Annotated in this window: 11 protein-coding genes and 1 pseudogene; 10 read left to right on the plus strand and 2 right to left on the minus strand. The window is 69.4% G+C overall.

Going from position 1 to position 14748, the window contains the following annotated elements; translation table 11 throughout:
* Positions 1-57: 57 nt before the first annotated feature.
* The 4 genes from traA to ACS5PV_RS32305 all read left to right on the plus strand — a co-directional run bounded on the left by traA (position 58) and on the right by ACS5PV_RS32305 (position 4543).
* Positions 58-3081 (plus strand): Ti-type conjugative transfer relaxase TraA, encoded by a 3024-nt coding sequence (gene traA / locus ACS5PV_RS32290; RefSeq protein ID WP_455399413.1) that lies wholly within the window; start codon positions 58-60, stop codon positions 3079-3081.
* A gap of 221 nt (positions 3082-3302) precedes the next feature.
* Entirely contained in the window at positions 3303-3590 is a 288-nt protein-coding gene (locus tag ACS5PV_RS32295; RefSeq protein WP_455399404.1) for a hypothetical protein, read from the plus strand.
* A complete protein-coding gene (locus ACS5PV_RS32300) occupies positions 3587-3823 on the plus strand; it encodes a hypothetical protein (RefSeq protein WP_455399405.1) in 237 nt (78 codons plus the stop codon). Before ACS5PV_RS32295 ends, ACS5PV_RS32300 begins: the two co-directional genes overlap by 4 nt.
* Before the next feature lie 12 nt (positions 3824-3835).
* Positions 3836-4543, plus strand: coding sequence for a Fic family protein (locus tag ACS5PV_RS32305; RefSeq protein WP_455399406.1), 708 nt, complete (start codon positions 3836-3838; stop codon positions 4541-4543).
* A gap of 79 nt (positions 4544-4622) precedes the next feature.
* On the opposite strand, the gene ACS5PV_RS32310 is transcribed toward ACS5PV_RS32305, so the two are convergent.
* Positions 4623-5498 carry a LysR substrate-binding domain-containing protein gene (locus ACS5PV_RS32310; RefSeq protein ID WP_455399407.1) on the minus strand — a complete coding sequence of 292 codons (876 nt, stop codon included), beginning with the start codon at positions 5496-5498 and terminating at the stop codon, positions 4623-4625.
* 120 nt (positions 5499-5618) lie between these two features.
* Here ACS5PV_RS32310 and ACS5PV_RS32315 point away from each other — a divergent pair, with 120 nt between their 5' ends.
* The 6 genes and pseudogenes from ACS5PV_RS32315 to ACS5PV_RS32340 form a co-directional block, all read left to right on the plus strand.
* On the plus strand, positions 5619-6809 hold the full coding sequence (locus tag ACS5PV_RS32315) for a saccharopine dehydrogenase family protein (protein ID WP_455399408.1): 1191 nt from the start codon (positions 5619-5621) through the stop codon (positions 6807-6809).
* A 29-nt stretch (positions 6810-6838) separates the two neighbouring features.
* Positions 6839-8899: a hydantoinase/oxoprolinase family protein gene (locus ACS5PV_RS32320; protein WP_455399409.1), complete on the plus strand. Its 2061-nt coding sequence runs from the start codon at positions 6839-6841 to the stop codon at positions 8897-8899.
* 2 nt (positions 8900-8901) lie between these two features.
* Positions 8902-10566 carry a hydantoinase B/oxoprolinase family protein gene (locus ACS5PV_RS32325; protein WP_455399410.1) on the plus strand — a complete coding sequence of 555 codons (1665 nt, stop codon included), beginning with the start codon at positions 8902-8904 and terminating at the stop codon, positions 10564-10566.
* A 153-nt stretch (positions 10567-10719) separates the two neighbouring features.
* Positions 10720-11925: an ABC transporter substrate-binding protein gene (locus ACS5PV_RS32330; protein ID WP_455399411.1), complete on the plus strand. Its 1206-nt coding sequence runs from the start codon at positions 10720-10722 to the stop codon at positions 11923-11925.
* A gap of 105 nt (positions 11926-12030) precedes the next feature.
* Complete coding sequence (locus ACS5PV_RS32335) at positions 12031-13503, plus strand: aldehyde dehydrogenase family protein (RefSeq protein WP_455399412.1); 1473 nt, start codon at positions 12031-12033, stop codon at positions 13501-13503.
* A gap of 444 nt (positions 13504-13947) precedes the next feature.
* A pseudogene (locus ACS5PV_RS32340) lies at positions 13948-14583 on the plus strand (ABC transporter substrate-binding protein); the annotation flags it as partial.
* Positions 14584-14585: 2 nt separating this feature from the next.
* Here ACS5PV_RS32340 and ACS5PV_RS32345 read toward each other — a convergent pair.
* On the minus strand, positions 14586-14748 hold a 163-nt coding region (locus ACS5PV_RS32345; RefSeq protein WP_455395018.1), incomplete at its 5' end, for a transposase.

Here is a 14748-nt window from a genome sequence, read left to right on the forward strand (position 1 = left end):
CCTCATGGTCGCGCACCATCCGCACCGCGCGCTCGCGCACCTCAGGCGAAAAAGGGGCTGTTCGCTTCGTCATGGCTCCATCCTCTCAGAAGTTGGAGCCTCCAGGAAACCCGGGGCGGTTCAATCATCGCCGATCCCGACAAGCTGCTGCCGATCCTCTTGCGCGAGAAGAGCGTGTTCGACGAGCGCGACATCGCCCGCGCGGTCTTTCGCTACATCGACGACCCGGCCACGTTCGAGGCGGTTCGTCTCAGGCTCGGCCAATCGCCTGAACTCGTGGCGGTCGCCGAGGAGGTGTTCGATCCCGAGAGCGGGCGCGTGGTGTCGCCGGCGCGCTGGACGACGAGGGCGCTGCTTCAAGCCGAGATCCTGATGCAAGCGGCGACGGCCCGGCTCTACGCCGATGCCGGTCACAGTGTGTCACCGCGGGCGCTCGAGCGAGCCATTACGGCCCGCCCGGAACTGTCCGAGCAGCAGCGTGAGGCAGTCCGCCACGTCACGGCGCTCGAGCGGATCGCGGCCGTGGTCGGGTTTGCCGGCGCGGGCAAATCGACCATGCTCGGCATTGCGCGTGAGGCCTGGATCGGCGCCGGTCACGCCGTCGTCGGCGGGGCGCTGGCCGGCAAGGCGGCCGAGGGGTTGGAGCGGAGTGCGGGGATCGCGAGCCGCACCTTGGCGTCGTGGGAACTCGCCTGGAAGCACGAGCGCGACCTGCTGAAACCCGGCGACGTGTTCGTGCTCGACGAGGCCGGCATGGTCGCCTCCGAGCAGCTCTCGCGGATCGTCCAGGAGGTGGAGCGGCGCGGCGCCAAGCTGGTCCTGGTTGGTGACGCCCAGCAGCTCCAGCCGATCGAGGCCGGCGCCGGCTTCCGGGCGATCACCGAGGCGATCGGCTACGCCGAGCTCTCCGAGATCTGGCGCCAGGTCGATCCGGCGATGCGGCGGGCAAGCGTGGCCTTTGCCAGAGGCGAGGCAGCCGCGGGACTCGGCGTTTACAGCGAAGCCGGGATGGTGCGGTTCTCAGCCGATCGCGAGGGCGCACGCAAGGCCCTGATCGCGGCCTGGAAACCGGACTACCTTGGCCTCAAGCCTGACGGTAGGCCGGCCGAGACGCTGATCCTCGCCCAGACCAACGTCGACGTTCTGGCCCTCAATGCCTTGGCGCGTTACGCGCTCAAGGCCGACGGGATGCTGGAGAATGAGGCCCGGTTCATTACGGCACGCGGCGAGCGGATGTTCGCTCCCGGCGACCGCGTGCTGTTCCTCGAGAACGATCGCCAGCTCGGCGTGAAGAACGGGATGCTCGCCACCGTCGAGGCCGCGTCGATCGGCCGGCTTACGGTCAAGCTCGATCGGGATGGCATAGGTGATGGTGAGCGGATCGAGGTCCAGGCGGAAGCCTACCGCAACCTCGATCACGGCTACGCGGCTACCGTCCATAAGAGCCAGGGCGCGACGCTCGATCGGGTCCACGTGCTGGCCACGCCCGGCATGGATCAGCATCTGGCCTACGTGGCGATGACGCGCCACCGCCACACCGTCATCCTCCACGGCGCGCATGCCGACTTCATTCCGGACTGGCGCAAAGCCAAGCTCGGAGCGGCGCCGTCACGGGACGTTCTTGATGCGGCCGCGCTCGACGGCTTGTCGCGCCGGTTCTCGCGGGACGGCTCGAAAGCCTCGACCCTGGATTACGTCGACGAGGCCGCATTCCGTGAGGCCGCGGTCGCGCTGACGCGGCCGCCGGAGTCGATCGACGGCGAGCCGGTCCGGGGCCGTGCGAGCGATCTCCCGCTGCTCGATGCCAGGGGGATCGCCAGGGATCTCTCGGCGCTCGCAGGTCGCCTGGAGGCAGACGGTGACGCAGCCGCGATCGGCGCCGTCCCGAAGCCTGCCGCCAGCGTCAACGACCCATCCGGCTCGCCAGCCCTGGCCGCGCTCGATGCGGCTCTCGCCCGGCTGGAGAACGCGGAAACCGACGTCGCCGACCGGGTGCGGCCACAGGATCTGCGTGCCCTCGCCTCGGCCTTCGCCGAGCGGCGCGGGCTCAACGGTCACGCGGCCCTCACACCCGCGCTGGTGAAGCGCGCGCGGTCGATGATCGTGACGGTCCAGGTGCGCTGGCGCCGCCTACATGGTGCGGCCGTTCGGCTTGCCGCCGCCTGGCAGGCACTCGCCTCGACCCGGCCCGCCGTCGTCGAGAACGTTCCGCTAAAGACCCGAGAGCCTGCCGCCCAAGCGATCCCGCTCAAGCCATTCCTCGCTGCCGTTCCCTTCGACAAGACCGCCGTCGATGCAGCCCTCGCATATCGCGTCGATCCGGAGCGAGATCTGAAGCAGGAACTCGCCTCGCTGCGATCCTCGATCCGCACGGCGGTCAAGGATCCCGCAGGCCTATTCAAGGCGATCTACGCCCAGCTTCGCACGCCCGGAAAAGGCTACACCTCGCGCATCGACGAACTGCTGGCCGACCCGGAAGCCTATGGCGGTCTGCGGGGCCGCAAGGGCTGGTTCGTGCCGAAGCCGGAGAAGGAGGAACGCGAGAAAGCCGTGGCGTCGTATGACGCCATCAGAGGGGCCGCCATCAACCTCAAAAACCAGTATTCCGCCGAAATCGAGAACGCACGTCCGGAGGAAGTGCGATACCGCCGACGCATCGCGATCGAGGTGCCCGGCTTGTCGCCGGCCGCCTCGGCCGCGCTGGCTCAGATTGCCAGTACACCGGGCTCGGACCCACGGGCCTTCGATGCCGTCGTCGCGCGGTCTGTTGCGACGTCCGAGCAGCGGGCGGAGATCGAGGCATTCGCGAGCGCCGTTGCCCGCCGGTTCGGCGCCACCGGGGCGATCGGCCACGCGGCGCATAAGGGCCTCGGCCCGGCGCAGTGGCTCACGAGCGAGGAGCGCGAGATCCTGTCGGGCGGTGGGTTCGTCGCCTCCTACCTCAAGGAGGGAAGCCTCGATCACCTGATCGCCACGGTCCTGCGCCGCGAGCTCGACCAGCGCCTCGACGTGCAGCCTCAGCAAACCCTGGAGCAGCGCAAGGAGCTCGACCGTGACCGTGATCTCGGGTTGACGGTCTGAGGCCCCGTTATTTCCTGGATCGGCTGCTGAAACTTGCCCGTTAGAACTATCTCCGATCTCCGCTGTGACGCCTACGACACGCAGGCCGTATTGGCGCCGCGGCGACTATGGGTAAGGGTAGGGGAGAGAGGACAGCCGAGAGTTTTGGCCGTCTGAAGGACGGATCGAGAGTCGCTGCCTGCGAGCCGGACCGGCCGGGCTAGAACCGAGGAACCGCACCCATGAGTTTCCGCGACCTGCCGGCGCTGGTGACCGAGCGCCAGGACGCTCTCATCCTGCTCGAGGCTCTGGCCTCGGGCGTCGACGAGCGTGAGTTCGCCCCCTTCGTCACCGCGCTCACCTCGCCCGAGGATGAGCAGGCAGCAGCCATCATGCTCGGATCGGGCAACGGGATGTCCTTGCGCGTCCAGCTCGGCGCGCTCCTCGCCGGAGCCGGCCTGGTGACCAACGACGAGGTATTCCAGGCCCTCGACGCGCGCCGGGCCCGAGCCAAGGGAGCGGTGGCGTGAGCGGCGATCCCTACGTCTACGAGGGCACCGACACCCTCAGGAACAACGCCGGCATCCGGGATCCCGAGGCCCTGCCGGAGCGCGAGCAGATCGTCTCGTTCCAGGCCCTGCGCCAGATGCTGAAGGAGCCGGTGCTCGGCAACTTCGACCAGACGCATTTCGCGGCGATCCATAAGCGGCTGTTCGCCGAGGTGAATCCGTGGGCGGGCGAGACCCGAACGGTCGAGCTGTGAAAGCCTGAGATCGTGCTGAACGGCCGCAGCGTCGCCTACACGCCGCCGGCCGCGATCGAGCAGCAGATGCGGAGCGCGCTCGCCAGCCTCGCGCAGGAGCAGCCCGGGAACCTGAAGTACAGCCGGCCGGCGATGCGCCTGGCTCAGAACATGGCGACGCTGTTCCAGGCCCACCCGTTCCGGGAGGGCAACACGCGCACGCTGCTGGCGTTCATGGAGCAGTACGCCCGCCACCATCAGCAGCCGCTCGACCAGGCCCTGATCAACCGCGTCCCGAGCGAGACCCGCGACGCGCTCGTGCTCGCCACCCAGGGCCAGATCCGGCCGTTGTCCGAGATGGTGCGGAATGCCCGCTACTCGGAGGAGCAGCGCGCTCATCCGGTCCCGGCCGCCGACGGCGCGGCGCTGGTGCGCAACCTCCTCGCCGTCGCGGGCGCGCATCGCGAGGCGAGGCGCGCCTACCGGCCGGCGCCCTCGCCGGTGCCGATCACGCTGTTTCGCGCCCGCGAGACCGCCCCGGGCGACGGCGCCGCCGAGGCCGACGAGGCGCTCGGATGGCGCGACGTCTCGGCGGCGCCGATCGACGTGCTGTGGGTGCCGGGCGACCACGTGACGATGATGGCCGAGCGCCACGCGCCGCAGCTCGCCGAGAGCCTCCGCCCGCACCTGGCCGAACTCGGCCGCACCGGCCCGGCCGGCCGTGTGGCGCAGGGCCGTTGAAACGCGTCGGCCGTTGGGAGGAAGATCGGTTCGGGTGGCGGCCGCACGCTTTACGGTTTCTGCCCGAACCCAAAACGCTCTAGCTCGTCCGTGACGTTTCCACTTGCTCGACGACGATCGCGGTGAAGACGTCGACGGCCGGGTGTCGCGTGCCCTGGGGCTGGATGATGAAGTAGGGGTTGGGCGCCGGTACCTCGATGTCGAGCGGCCGGACGAATGCCCCGCGCCGCAGGTCGTCGGCGCATAGGATCGACGTCCCGACCGCGACGCCGAGACCCTCGCGCGCGGCCTGGATCGACAGGTGCGCGTCCGGAAACACCACCTCCTGCCGGAAGCGGATCGGCCGCCCCGACGACCCGAGAAGGCGCTGCCAGTCCTCGTGGTCCCGCGCATGCAGGCCGACGAGGCCTTCGAGGTCCTCCACCCTGGTGATGCCGCTCTCGTAGGCCAGCGCCGGGCTGCAGACCGGGAAGTAGGTCTCGTCCTTGAGGATCGCGATCCGGGTGCCCGACACCGAGCGCTCGCCATACGCGATGACGACGTCCATCGTCTCGTCGGCCCGCTCGGCCGGAAACACCCGAACGCTCATCTGCGGGTAGCTCTGGGTGAAGACGTCGATCGCCCGCATCAGCCGCAACGCCGCGAAGGCCGGGGCGCAGGACACGCGCAGCTCGCCCTGGACGTCGCTCACGGCGAGGCCGCGGCAGGCGGCGCTCAGCTCCGCGAAGGCACGGCCCACCGTCTCGAACAGGCGCGCGCCCGCCGCCGTCAGCTGGAGGCTGCGCTTGCTGCGGACGAAGAGCTCCTGGCCGACCTCCAGCTCCAGCTGCCGCAGCTGGTGGCGGATCGCGCCGGGCGTGACGTTCAGGGCCGACGCCGCCGCGCCGACGCCGCCGCCCCTCACCAGCGCATGGAATGAGCGCAGAGCGGTGAGATTCCCACCAAGATGCTTCACGGATAGGCACCGTTTTCGTCAATCGAATTGACGAGATCTGGCAATTTTCTTTTCTTGCGTCAATTGCATTGTTGTTAGAACGTACCGCCATTGGTCTTCAGGAGAGCACCAGGTGGCGCGATGCGAATCCTAGTCCTTGGCGGCGCGGGCGGAATGGCGAGCGGCACGATCCGCGATCTCGTCGCCCCGTATTCCCGGAACGTGACCACCATCGTCGTGGCGGATACGTCGCTCGAACGGACGGAGGGCCTGGTCAATACGTTCGGCGACCCGCGCCTGCGCGCGCTCGTCCTGGACGTCGCCGATCCGCGGGCGCTCCGGTCGGCCCTGGCGGACCGGGATCTGTGCATCAACGCCGTGCCGACCTTCGCCGGCCACCAGCTCGCGATCTTCGAGGCCTGCTTCGAGGCGCGCGTCCCATACGTCGATTACGGCGGGATGGGCGTCTTCACCGTGCAGCAGAAGGCGCACCACGAGCGCTGGCGCGCGGCGGGCATGACGGCGGTGCTCGGGCTCGGCGCCGATCCGGGCATCTCGAACGTGATCTGCAAGTCCGTGGCCGAGCGGCTTGAGCGGATCGACAGCATCAACCTGTACTGGGCCGCCAGGAAGGCAGGACCCGAGAGCCCGGTGCTCGAGCCGCCCTACGCCGTCTCGACGATCCTCGCCGAGTACGCCAACCCGTCCCAGCAATTCATCGACGGCGCCCTTCGCGAGATGGCTCCCCAGTCGGGCCGGGAGGTGCTGCACCTGCCCGAGCCGTTCGGCCCGACGGAGTTCATGTACACCCAGCATTCCGAGCCGCTGACGGTGCCGTTCGCCGACGGGATCCGCGACAAGGGCATCCGGGAATTCACCTGGAAGCTCCACCTGCCCGACCGCGAGCACGAGGCCTGGACCGGGCTGGTGAAGGCGGGGTTCGGGGATTTCGACGACCCGATCGAGGTCGACGGCGCGCTCGTGAAGCCCGGCCGCTTCCTGGAGAAGCTCCTGGCCCGCACCATCGCGCGCAACCGGCACGCGATCCCCGAGACGACGTCGCAGGAGCTGCACCTCGCGATCGGGCGCGGCACGGTCGAGGGCAAGTCCGTCACGGTGAACTGCGCGGTGATCGGCCGCTCCGACCCGTTCTACGACGGCTACCTCGACGCCGGGACGTCGATGGGGCTGTCCGTCGGCGTGCAGCTGATGGGCGATGCGCCGATGCGGCCGGGGGTGTGGGGCCCGGAAGAGTACTTCGCCGTCCAGCCGTTCCTCGACGAGCTGAAGCGCCGCCGCTTCACCGTCGAAAACGACATCCCGCTCGGCTGAGGCCGGACGCCCCGATCAGGATACGCCACATGCCGCAGACATCGAAAAAGCCCGGGACCAAGGTCGCGATCGAGGTGGGAGGCACCTTCACGGATCTGATCTGGATCGCCGGAGGCGAGGTGAAGACCCACAAGGTGCCCTCGACGCCGCACGACGCGTCGATCGGCGTGATCGGCGGGCTGAGCGAGGCGCTAGACGGCGATTTGTCGGACCTCCGTCAGCTCTTCCACGGATCGACCGTGGCGACCAACGCGGTGATCGAGCGCAAGGGCGGCCGCACCGCCTTCGTGGCGACCGCAGGCTTTCGCGACATCCTGGCGCTGCAGCGCCAGCTCCGCCCGAACGTCTACGCCATCGCCTGCCGCAAGCCCGAGCCGCTCGTTCCCCTGAACCTCTGCGTCGAGGCCGTGGAGCGGATCGACGTGCGGGGCGAGGTCGTCACGCCGCTCGACGAGGCGGCGCTCGTCGCGACGATCGCCGAGCTCGTGGAGCGGGAGAAACCCGACGCCGTGGCGGTCTGCCTGCTCCACGCCTATCGCCAGCCCGCCCACGAGCAGCGCGTGCGCGAGATTGTCGCCCGGCGCTACCCCGAGCTTCCGGTCGTGATCTCCTCCGACGTCCTCCCGACGTTCCGGGAATACGAGCGCGCCTCGACCACCGCCATGGCCGCCTACCTGGTGCCCCTGGTCGGCCGCTACCTGGCGCGGCTCGAGCGCCACCTCGCGGCGGAGGCGCCGGGCGCCAACCTGTTCGTGATGCAATCCTCGGGCGGCGTGCTGCCGAGCAGCGGCCTCGACCGCGGCGGCGTCGAGATGCTGAATTCCGGCCCGGCCGCCGGCGTCATCGGGGCGACCCGGATGGCGGGCGCGATCGGTGACGCCGACGTCATCACGCTCGACATCGGCGGGACGAGCGCCGACATCTGCCTGATCGCCAAGGGCCGTCCCGACGTCACGGCGGAGACGCAGGTCGCGGGGCTCCCGGTCGGCCTTCCGAGCATCGACATCGCCAATATCGGCGCGGGCGGCGGCAGCCTCGCCTGGGTCGACGCCGGCGGCATGCTCCATGTCGGCCCGCGCTCTGCCGGCGCGCGGCCGGGGCCGGCCTGCTACGGCCATGGCGGCACGGTGCCGGCGATGACCGACGCGCTCGTGCAGCTCGGCTGGATCCGGCCGCACCGCTTCCTCGGGGGACGGATGCGGCTCCTGCCCGAGCGGGCGCGCGGTGCGCTCAGCGATCTGGCCGACACCCTCGGCCAGGGCCCGGACGATCTGGCCCGCGCGATGATCGAGATCGGCGCGGCCAATGTCAGCCAGGGCGTGCGGCTCGTCTCGGTGCAGCGCGGCCACGATCCCAAGGACTACGCGCTCTACTGCTACGGCGGGATGGGTCCGATGATCGGCGCCCTGACGGGGCGAGAACTCAAGATCCGCCGCGTAGTGATCCCGCCCTATCCGGGCCTGTTCTCCGCGCTCGGCCTGCTTGTCGCCGACCTCAAGCGGATCTACCGCGAGACGCGGTTCCTGCGGGTCGGCGACCGGGTGGCCGAGGAGGTGGCCGAGGCGTTCGCCGGCCTGCGCGCCCAGGCCGGGGCCGAGTTCGCGGGCTTCGGCCGCGCGCCCGCCGAGATCGAGTTCCGGCACGAGCTCGAGATGCGGTTCGTCGGGCAGGGCTACGAGCTGATCGCGCCGGTCGATCTCGACGCCTTGCGGACGGAGGGGCGGTCCTACGTCGAGGCGCAGTTCAAGGCGGCGCACGAGGCCCGCTACGGCGCGCTCTCCACGATGGACGCCGTCGAGATCGTGACCCTGCGCCTGACCGCCTCGGTTCCCGCCGCGGCGAACGCGATGGACGCGCTCACCACGCCGCGCCGGCCCGACGCCGAGGCCACCCCGATCGAGGAGAGTTCGATCCTGTTCGAGGGCGCCCGCGTGCCGTGCCGCTTCGCCTGGCGGGCCGACCTTCCTCCCGGCACCCGCGTCGAGGGCGCCGCCATCGTGGAGGAGCCGACCGCCACGACCCTGGTTCCGCCCGGCTGGACCGCGACCGTCGATCCGACCGGCGCCCTCATCCTGACGACGGAGGCCTGATCGTGTCCGGACAGCTCAGCCAAGCCACGTTCAACATCATCAGCAACGGCCTGCACGGGATCGCCCAGGAGATGGGCGAGAAGCTGGTGCGCTCGGCCTATTCCACGATCATCCGCGAGGCGCGCGACTGCTCGACCTCGTTCCTCGACCGGCAGGGCCGGATCATCGCGCAGGCCCAGTTCTGCCCGATCCACATGAACTCGTTCGGCAAGGTCTTCGAGGCTTTCGCCCGCCGATTCGACCTGTCGACGATCCGCCCCAACGAGGGCCTGATCACCAACGATCCCTATAGCGGGGCGCAACACCTCAACGACATCGTGCTGTTCACCCCCGTCTTCTTCCGGGGCAAGCTCGTCGCCTTCAGCGCCTCGCTCGGCCACCACATCGACGTCGGCGGCGGCGCCGCCGGCCCGAACGCGTCGGCCACCGACGTGTTCTCGGAAGGCTTGCGCATCCCGCTGTCGCGCTTCGACGTCGAGCGCGACCTCGGCGACGGTCTCCTGGAGCAGTTCATCCGCATCAACGTACGCCCGCCCGACCAGGTGATGGGCGACATCTACGCCCAGATGGCGGCGAACCGCACCGGCGAGGCGCGCTTCATCGAGATGCTGGAGCGGTTCGGCGCGGAGACCGTGCTCGCCGGCGCGGCGGAACTCCAGGACTATTCCGAGCGCCTGGCGCGGGAGGCGATCCGGGCGATTCCCGACGGGGTCTACTATGCCGAGGACTTCGTCGACGACAACGGCTTCACCGACGAGCCCTTGCGCGTCTGCGTCACCGTCACGGTCGAGGGCGACGGCATCGCGTTCGATTTCGCGGGCTCGGCGCCCCAGACGCGAGGGATGATCAACTCGCCCGTCGCCTCGACGATCTCTGCCGCCTTCGGGGCGATGGGGATCCTGCTCGGCGGCGGCACCATTCCGGTGAACGACGGGCTCTACCGGCCGATCCGCCGCGTCGACGTGCCCTACGGCAGCTTCCTCAACCCGAGCCAGCCGGTCGCCGTCAGGGCCCGCAACAACGCCTGCCACCGGGTCTACAACGTCATCATGAAGGCGATGTCGGAGGTGGTCCCGACGCAGGTCCTCGCCTCCGGGCACGACACCACCAACGCGATCGGCATGGGGCACATGTCGGAGGACCGCTACCGGGTCTACATGGAGGTGGTCGGCGGAGGTTGGGGCGCGTCGGCCGGCGCCGACGGCGCGGACGTGGTCGACGGCTACGTCGGCAACTGCTCGAACGTGCCCGTCGAATCGCTCGAGGCCGATTACCCGTTCATGCGGGTCGAGGAATACGCGCTCCGGCGCGGATCGGCGGGCGCCGGCGAGCGCCGGGGCGGCCTCGGCGCGCGGCGCGTCTACCGGATCCTCGACGAGGGCGTGACCTTCAACTCCTATTCCGACCGGTTCAAGGTCGCGCCCTGGGGCCTGTTCGGCGGCGAGCCGGGACGGCATTCCCGCTTCCTCGTCGAGCGCGACGGGCAGACGATCGCTCTGCCGTCGAAGGGCAACACGACGCTGCGGAAGGGCGACCGGCTCGTCATCGAGACGGCCGGCGGCGGCGGCTACGGCGAGCCCGGACGACGAGACAAAGCGCTCGTGGCGAAGGAGATCGCCGAAGGCTTGATGACGAAGGAAGACGCCGGCCGGATCTACGGCGCCTAGGGCGTTTTCCGACGGAGTGGGCACCGGTTCGTCGAAGAAAATACGGCGACAAGAAGCGTTCAGATCGGCGTCCGATCGCAAGGCGATCAGGCGCTGATCCAGGGGATGATCCGTCCAGAGATACACGACGCCTCGAAAACAGGAGACGGCCTCATGCGCCGACATCGGTATCTGGCTGCGGCGCTCGCCGCGCTCGTCATGGTCGAGGCCGGTCCTGCCTCCGCGAGGATCGAGAAACCGGTCGTCAGGATCGGCATCCTGAACGACATGAGCGGGCCTTACGCCGATCTCGGCGGGCCGGGCTCGGTCGTCGCCGCCCGGCTCGCCGTCGAGGACGAGGGCGGGAAGATCAACGGCGTCCCGGTCGAGATCCTGTCGGCGGATCACCAGAACAAGGCGGATGTCGGCTCGGCGATCGCGCGGCGGTGGATCGACCAGGACGGCGTGGACGTGATCGCGGACGTTCCGGTCTCGTCCGTCGCCCTGGCGGTCCAGGAGATCGGCCGCCAGGCGAAGCGCCTGACGCTGATGCAGGGGACGAGCTCCGACCTCACCGGCAAGGCCTGCTCGCCCTACAGCACGGCCTGGCAGGACGACACCTACGCCTACTCGAAGGCAACCTCGCAGGCAGTCGTCGCGGCGGGCGGGAAGAGCTGGTTCTTCATCTCGGCCGACTACGCCTTCGGCCACACCCTGGAGCGCGACGCCGGCAAGTTCATCACCGAGGCCGGCGGCAAGGTTGTCGGCGCCGTCAGGCATCCGCTGAACGGCGGCGACATGAGTTCCTTCCTGCTGCAGGCGCAAGGCTCGAGAGCCGACGTCGTCGCCTTCGCCAATGGCGGCGCGGACCTGATGACCTCGATCAAGCAGGCGAACGAGTTCGGCCTCGTCGAGGACGGACAGAAGATCGTCGCCTTCCTGCTCTACCTCACAGACGTCCACACGCTCGGGCTCGTGGTCACGAAGGGACTTTTGCTGTCCGAGGGCTTCTACTGGAACCAGGACGATGTCTCCCGGGCGTGGTCGAAGCGCTATTTCGAGCGCACGAAGCGGATGCCAACGAAGCAGCAGGCGTCGGTCTACGCCTCCGTCCGGCACTACCTGAAGGCGCTGAGGCTCGCCGACACCCTCGACGCCGACGCGGTGGCCGCCCGGATGCGCGAGATCCCCGTGGACTATTTCGGTCACACGGGAAGCGTCCGGATCGACGGGCGGGTGATCTATCCCCTCACGCTCTACGCCGTGAAGGCTCCGGGCGAGAGCAAGGAGGCTTGGGACTACTTCAAGCCGGTCCGCGAGATCGACGCCAAGGACGCGTTCCGGCCGATGGCGGAGGGTGGGTGCAGCCTCGTGAAGTAGCCCGGACCACCGTCGTGGCGGGCCTCTCCTGACCTGCCCCGACGCCCGAACGCGCGCCCTCCAGCGGGCGCAGCCCTCGCCACGAAGCCTTGCGACTGGACCGACATGCGCTCCCAGCTCTACATCGACGGCACCTGGCAGGCGGCGGCATCCGGGGAGACCATTCCGGTCGTCGATCCGGCGACCGAGGCGGTCATCCACCACGTCGCCTCCGCCGGGGCGGCGGACGTGGGCAGGGCCGTCGTCGCCGCACGAACGGCGTTCGACGGGGAATGGGGCGGAACGAGCGGCCGGGACCGCGCAAAGCTGCTGCGCTCGATCGCCGAGACCATCGCCTCGCGCCGCAGCCACCTCGCCGAGATCGAGGTCAGGGACAACGGCAAGCCCCTGCCGGAGGCGCTGTGGGACGTCGACGATGCGGCGGGATGCTTCAGCTACTACGCGGATCTCGCGGACGACTTCGATGACGGCCAGGAGGACGATCTCGCACTGCCGGACCCACGCTTCCGGTCCCGCGTTCGACGCGAGCCGATCGGCGTCGCCGGACAGATCATCCCGTGGAACTTCCCGCTCCTCATGGCGGCCTGGAAGGTGGCGCCGGCCCTCGCGGCCGGCGCCACCTGCGTCCTGAAACCGTCGGAACTGACGCCGCTCACCGCGCTCGAACTCGCGGCCATCGCGCACGAGGCCGGGACGCCGCGCGGCGTGCTGAACGTGGTCACCGGTGCGGGCGGAGCCGGCGCCGCATTGTCCTCGCATCCGGACGTCGACAAGCTCGCCTTCACCGGCTCGGTCTCCACCGGCGCCAAGGTGATGGAAGCGGGTGCGCGCAACATCAAGGCCGTCAGCCTCGAACTCGGCGGAAAGTCTCCCTTCCTGATCTTCGACGATGCCGACATCGAGAAGGCCGTCGAATGGATCATGTTCGGGATCTTCTGGAATCAGGGGCAGGTGTGCAGCGCGACCTCTCGCCTGCTCGTCCAGGAGGGGATCGCCGATGCCCTGCTCGACCGGCTGGCCGCCGAGGCCGCGCGGATCCCGATCGGCAACGGTCTCGAACCGGGCATCCTCCTGGGGCCGCTGGTGAGCCAGGGCCAGCACGACAGGATCGCGGGCTACGTCGCCGAGGCGCGGCGCGAGGGCCTGCATTGCCTGACCGGCGGCGGCCGGCCGAAGCATTTGCGGGCAGGCTACTTCTTCGAGCCGACTGTCTTCGATAGAGTTCCGGCGACGTCGCGGCTGTGGCGCGAGGAGATCTTCGGCCCGGTCCTCTGCGTGCACCGCTTCGCGACGGATGCGGAGGCGGTGCGCCTCGCCAACGACACGCCCTTCGGCCTCGCGGCGGCCGTGATGTCGGCCGACGAGGAACGCTGCCTTCGGGTCGCGCGCGCCCTGCGCGCGGGCATTCTCTGGGTCAACTGCTCCCAGCCGACCTTCACGCAGGCGCCCTGGGGCGGCTACAAGCAGAGCGGCATCGGCAGGGAACTGGGACGCTGGGGCCTCGAGAATTACCTGCAAACCAAGCAGATCACGACCTACATCTCGCCGGAGCCTTGGGGCTGGTACCTCGAAAGCTGACCATCCTCGGCAGCTTCGTAAGGGAGTATCGGGCTCAGGTCCGGATCGTGTCCTCCAGCGAGACGCTGCCCGTCCGCGTGTCGCTGCGGCCTGGCCCTCGAGCGACGACCGGGTGGCGCGGGGAGGCGAGGCGCTCGCAGGTCCCGCCTCGATGCCGAACGAGGAACCGCCGGCGCAACAGAACGAGCGGCCGTCGAAGCTCCCCCGCAGGCTCCCGATCCCGCGCCGTCGTTCCCAAGGCTCGTCGCGGCATTCCAGTCCCTCGGCGCCGACCGGAACCGTCCCTGCCCCTCGTCGACCGGCCGGCGCCTTCCCCTGCGCTCCGGCTCAAAAAATCTTACAATATGACTATTGCGTCGCCCCGGCGGCTGTCCCATGCTCGGCTGACGCACGCAGATGCGCCACGACAAGGACCACGGGAGACGCCTCATGCCCGGTGCCACGATGCATCGCCTTCTTCTCGCCGCCACGCTTCTCACGGGCCTCGCGGCTTCCGGCGCGTCGGCGGCCGGGCTGACGGTCGGGTTCTCCCAGATCGGCTCCGAGTCCGGCTGGCGCGCCGCCGAGACCTCGGTGACGAAGTCGGAGGCGCAGAAGCGCGGCGTCACGCTCAAAGTTGCCGACGCGCAGCAGAAGCAGGAGAACCAGATCAAGGCGATCCGCTCCTTCGTGGCGCAGGGCGTCGACGCGATCTTCCTGGCGCCGGTGGTGGCGACGGGCTGGGACGCGGTCCTGAAGGAAGCGCGCGAGGCGAAGATCCCGGTCGTGCTCCTCGACCGCGACATCGATCCCTCCGGCAAGGACCTCTACCTCACGGCGGTCACCTCCGACAGCGTCCACGAGGGCAAGGTCGCGGGCGAGTGGCTGGCAAAGACCGTCGGGTCGAAGCCCTGCAACGTCGTCGAGCTGCAGGGCACGGTGGGCGCGAGCGTCGCCACCAATCGCAAGAAGGGCTTCGAGCAGGGCATCGCGTCGACCCCGACCATCAAGGTCGTGCGCAGCCAGACCGGCGACTTCACCCGCTCCAAGGGCAAGGAGGTGATGGAGAGCTTCATCAAGGCCGAGGGTGGGGCTAAGAGCGCCTAACAGAACCGGTCGATCTGGTGGATGGTGATGAGGCTAGCCTGGAGGAACGTGAAGGCTTCGTAGATGTCGGCGCGGCGTTCGTAGCGGACGGGCAATCGGCGGGCTCGGTTGAACCAGGCATGGCTGCGCTCGACCACCCAGCGATGCCGCCCGAGCCTG

It is taken from the genome of Methylobacterium sp. Gmos1, from assembly GCF_053764715.1.

What these genes read in the sequence shown, in the direction of transcription:
- ACS5PV_RS32330 (WP_455399411.1), top strand. Translation starts at nt 10,720, where the DNA reads ATGCGCCGACATCGGTATCTGGCTGCGGCGCTCGCCGCGCTCGTCATG.
- ACS5PV_RS32320 (WP_455399409.1), top strand. Translation starts at nt 6,839, where the DNA reads ATGCCGCAGACATCGAAAAAGCCCGGGACCAAGGTCGCGATCGAGGTG.
- ACS5PV_RS32295 (WP_455399404.1), top strand. Translation starts at nt 3,303, where the DNA reads ATGAGTTTCCGCGACCTGCCGGCGCTGGTGACCGAGCGCCAGGACGCT.
- ACS5PV_RS32335 (WP_455399412.1), top strand. Translation starts at nt 12,031, where the DNA reads ATGCGCTCCCAGCTCTACATCGACGGCACCTGGCAGGCGGCGGCATCC.
- ACS5PV_RS32315 (WP_455399408.1), top strand. Translation starts at nt 5,619, where the DNA reads ATGCGAATCCTAGTCCTTGGCGGCGCGGGCGGAATGGCGAGCGGCACG.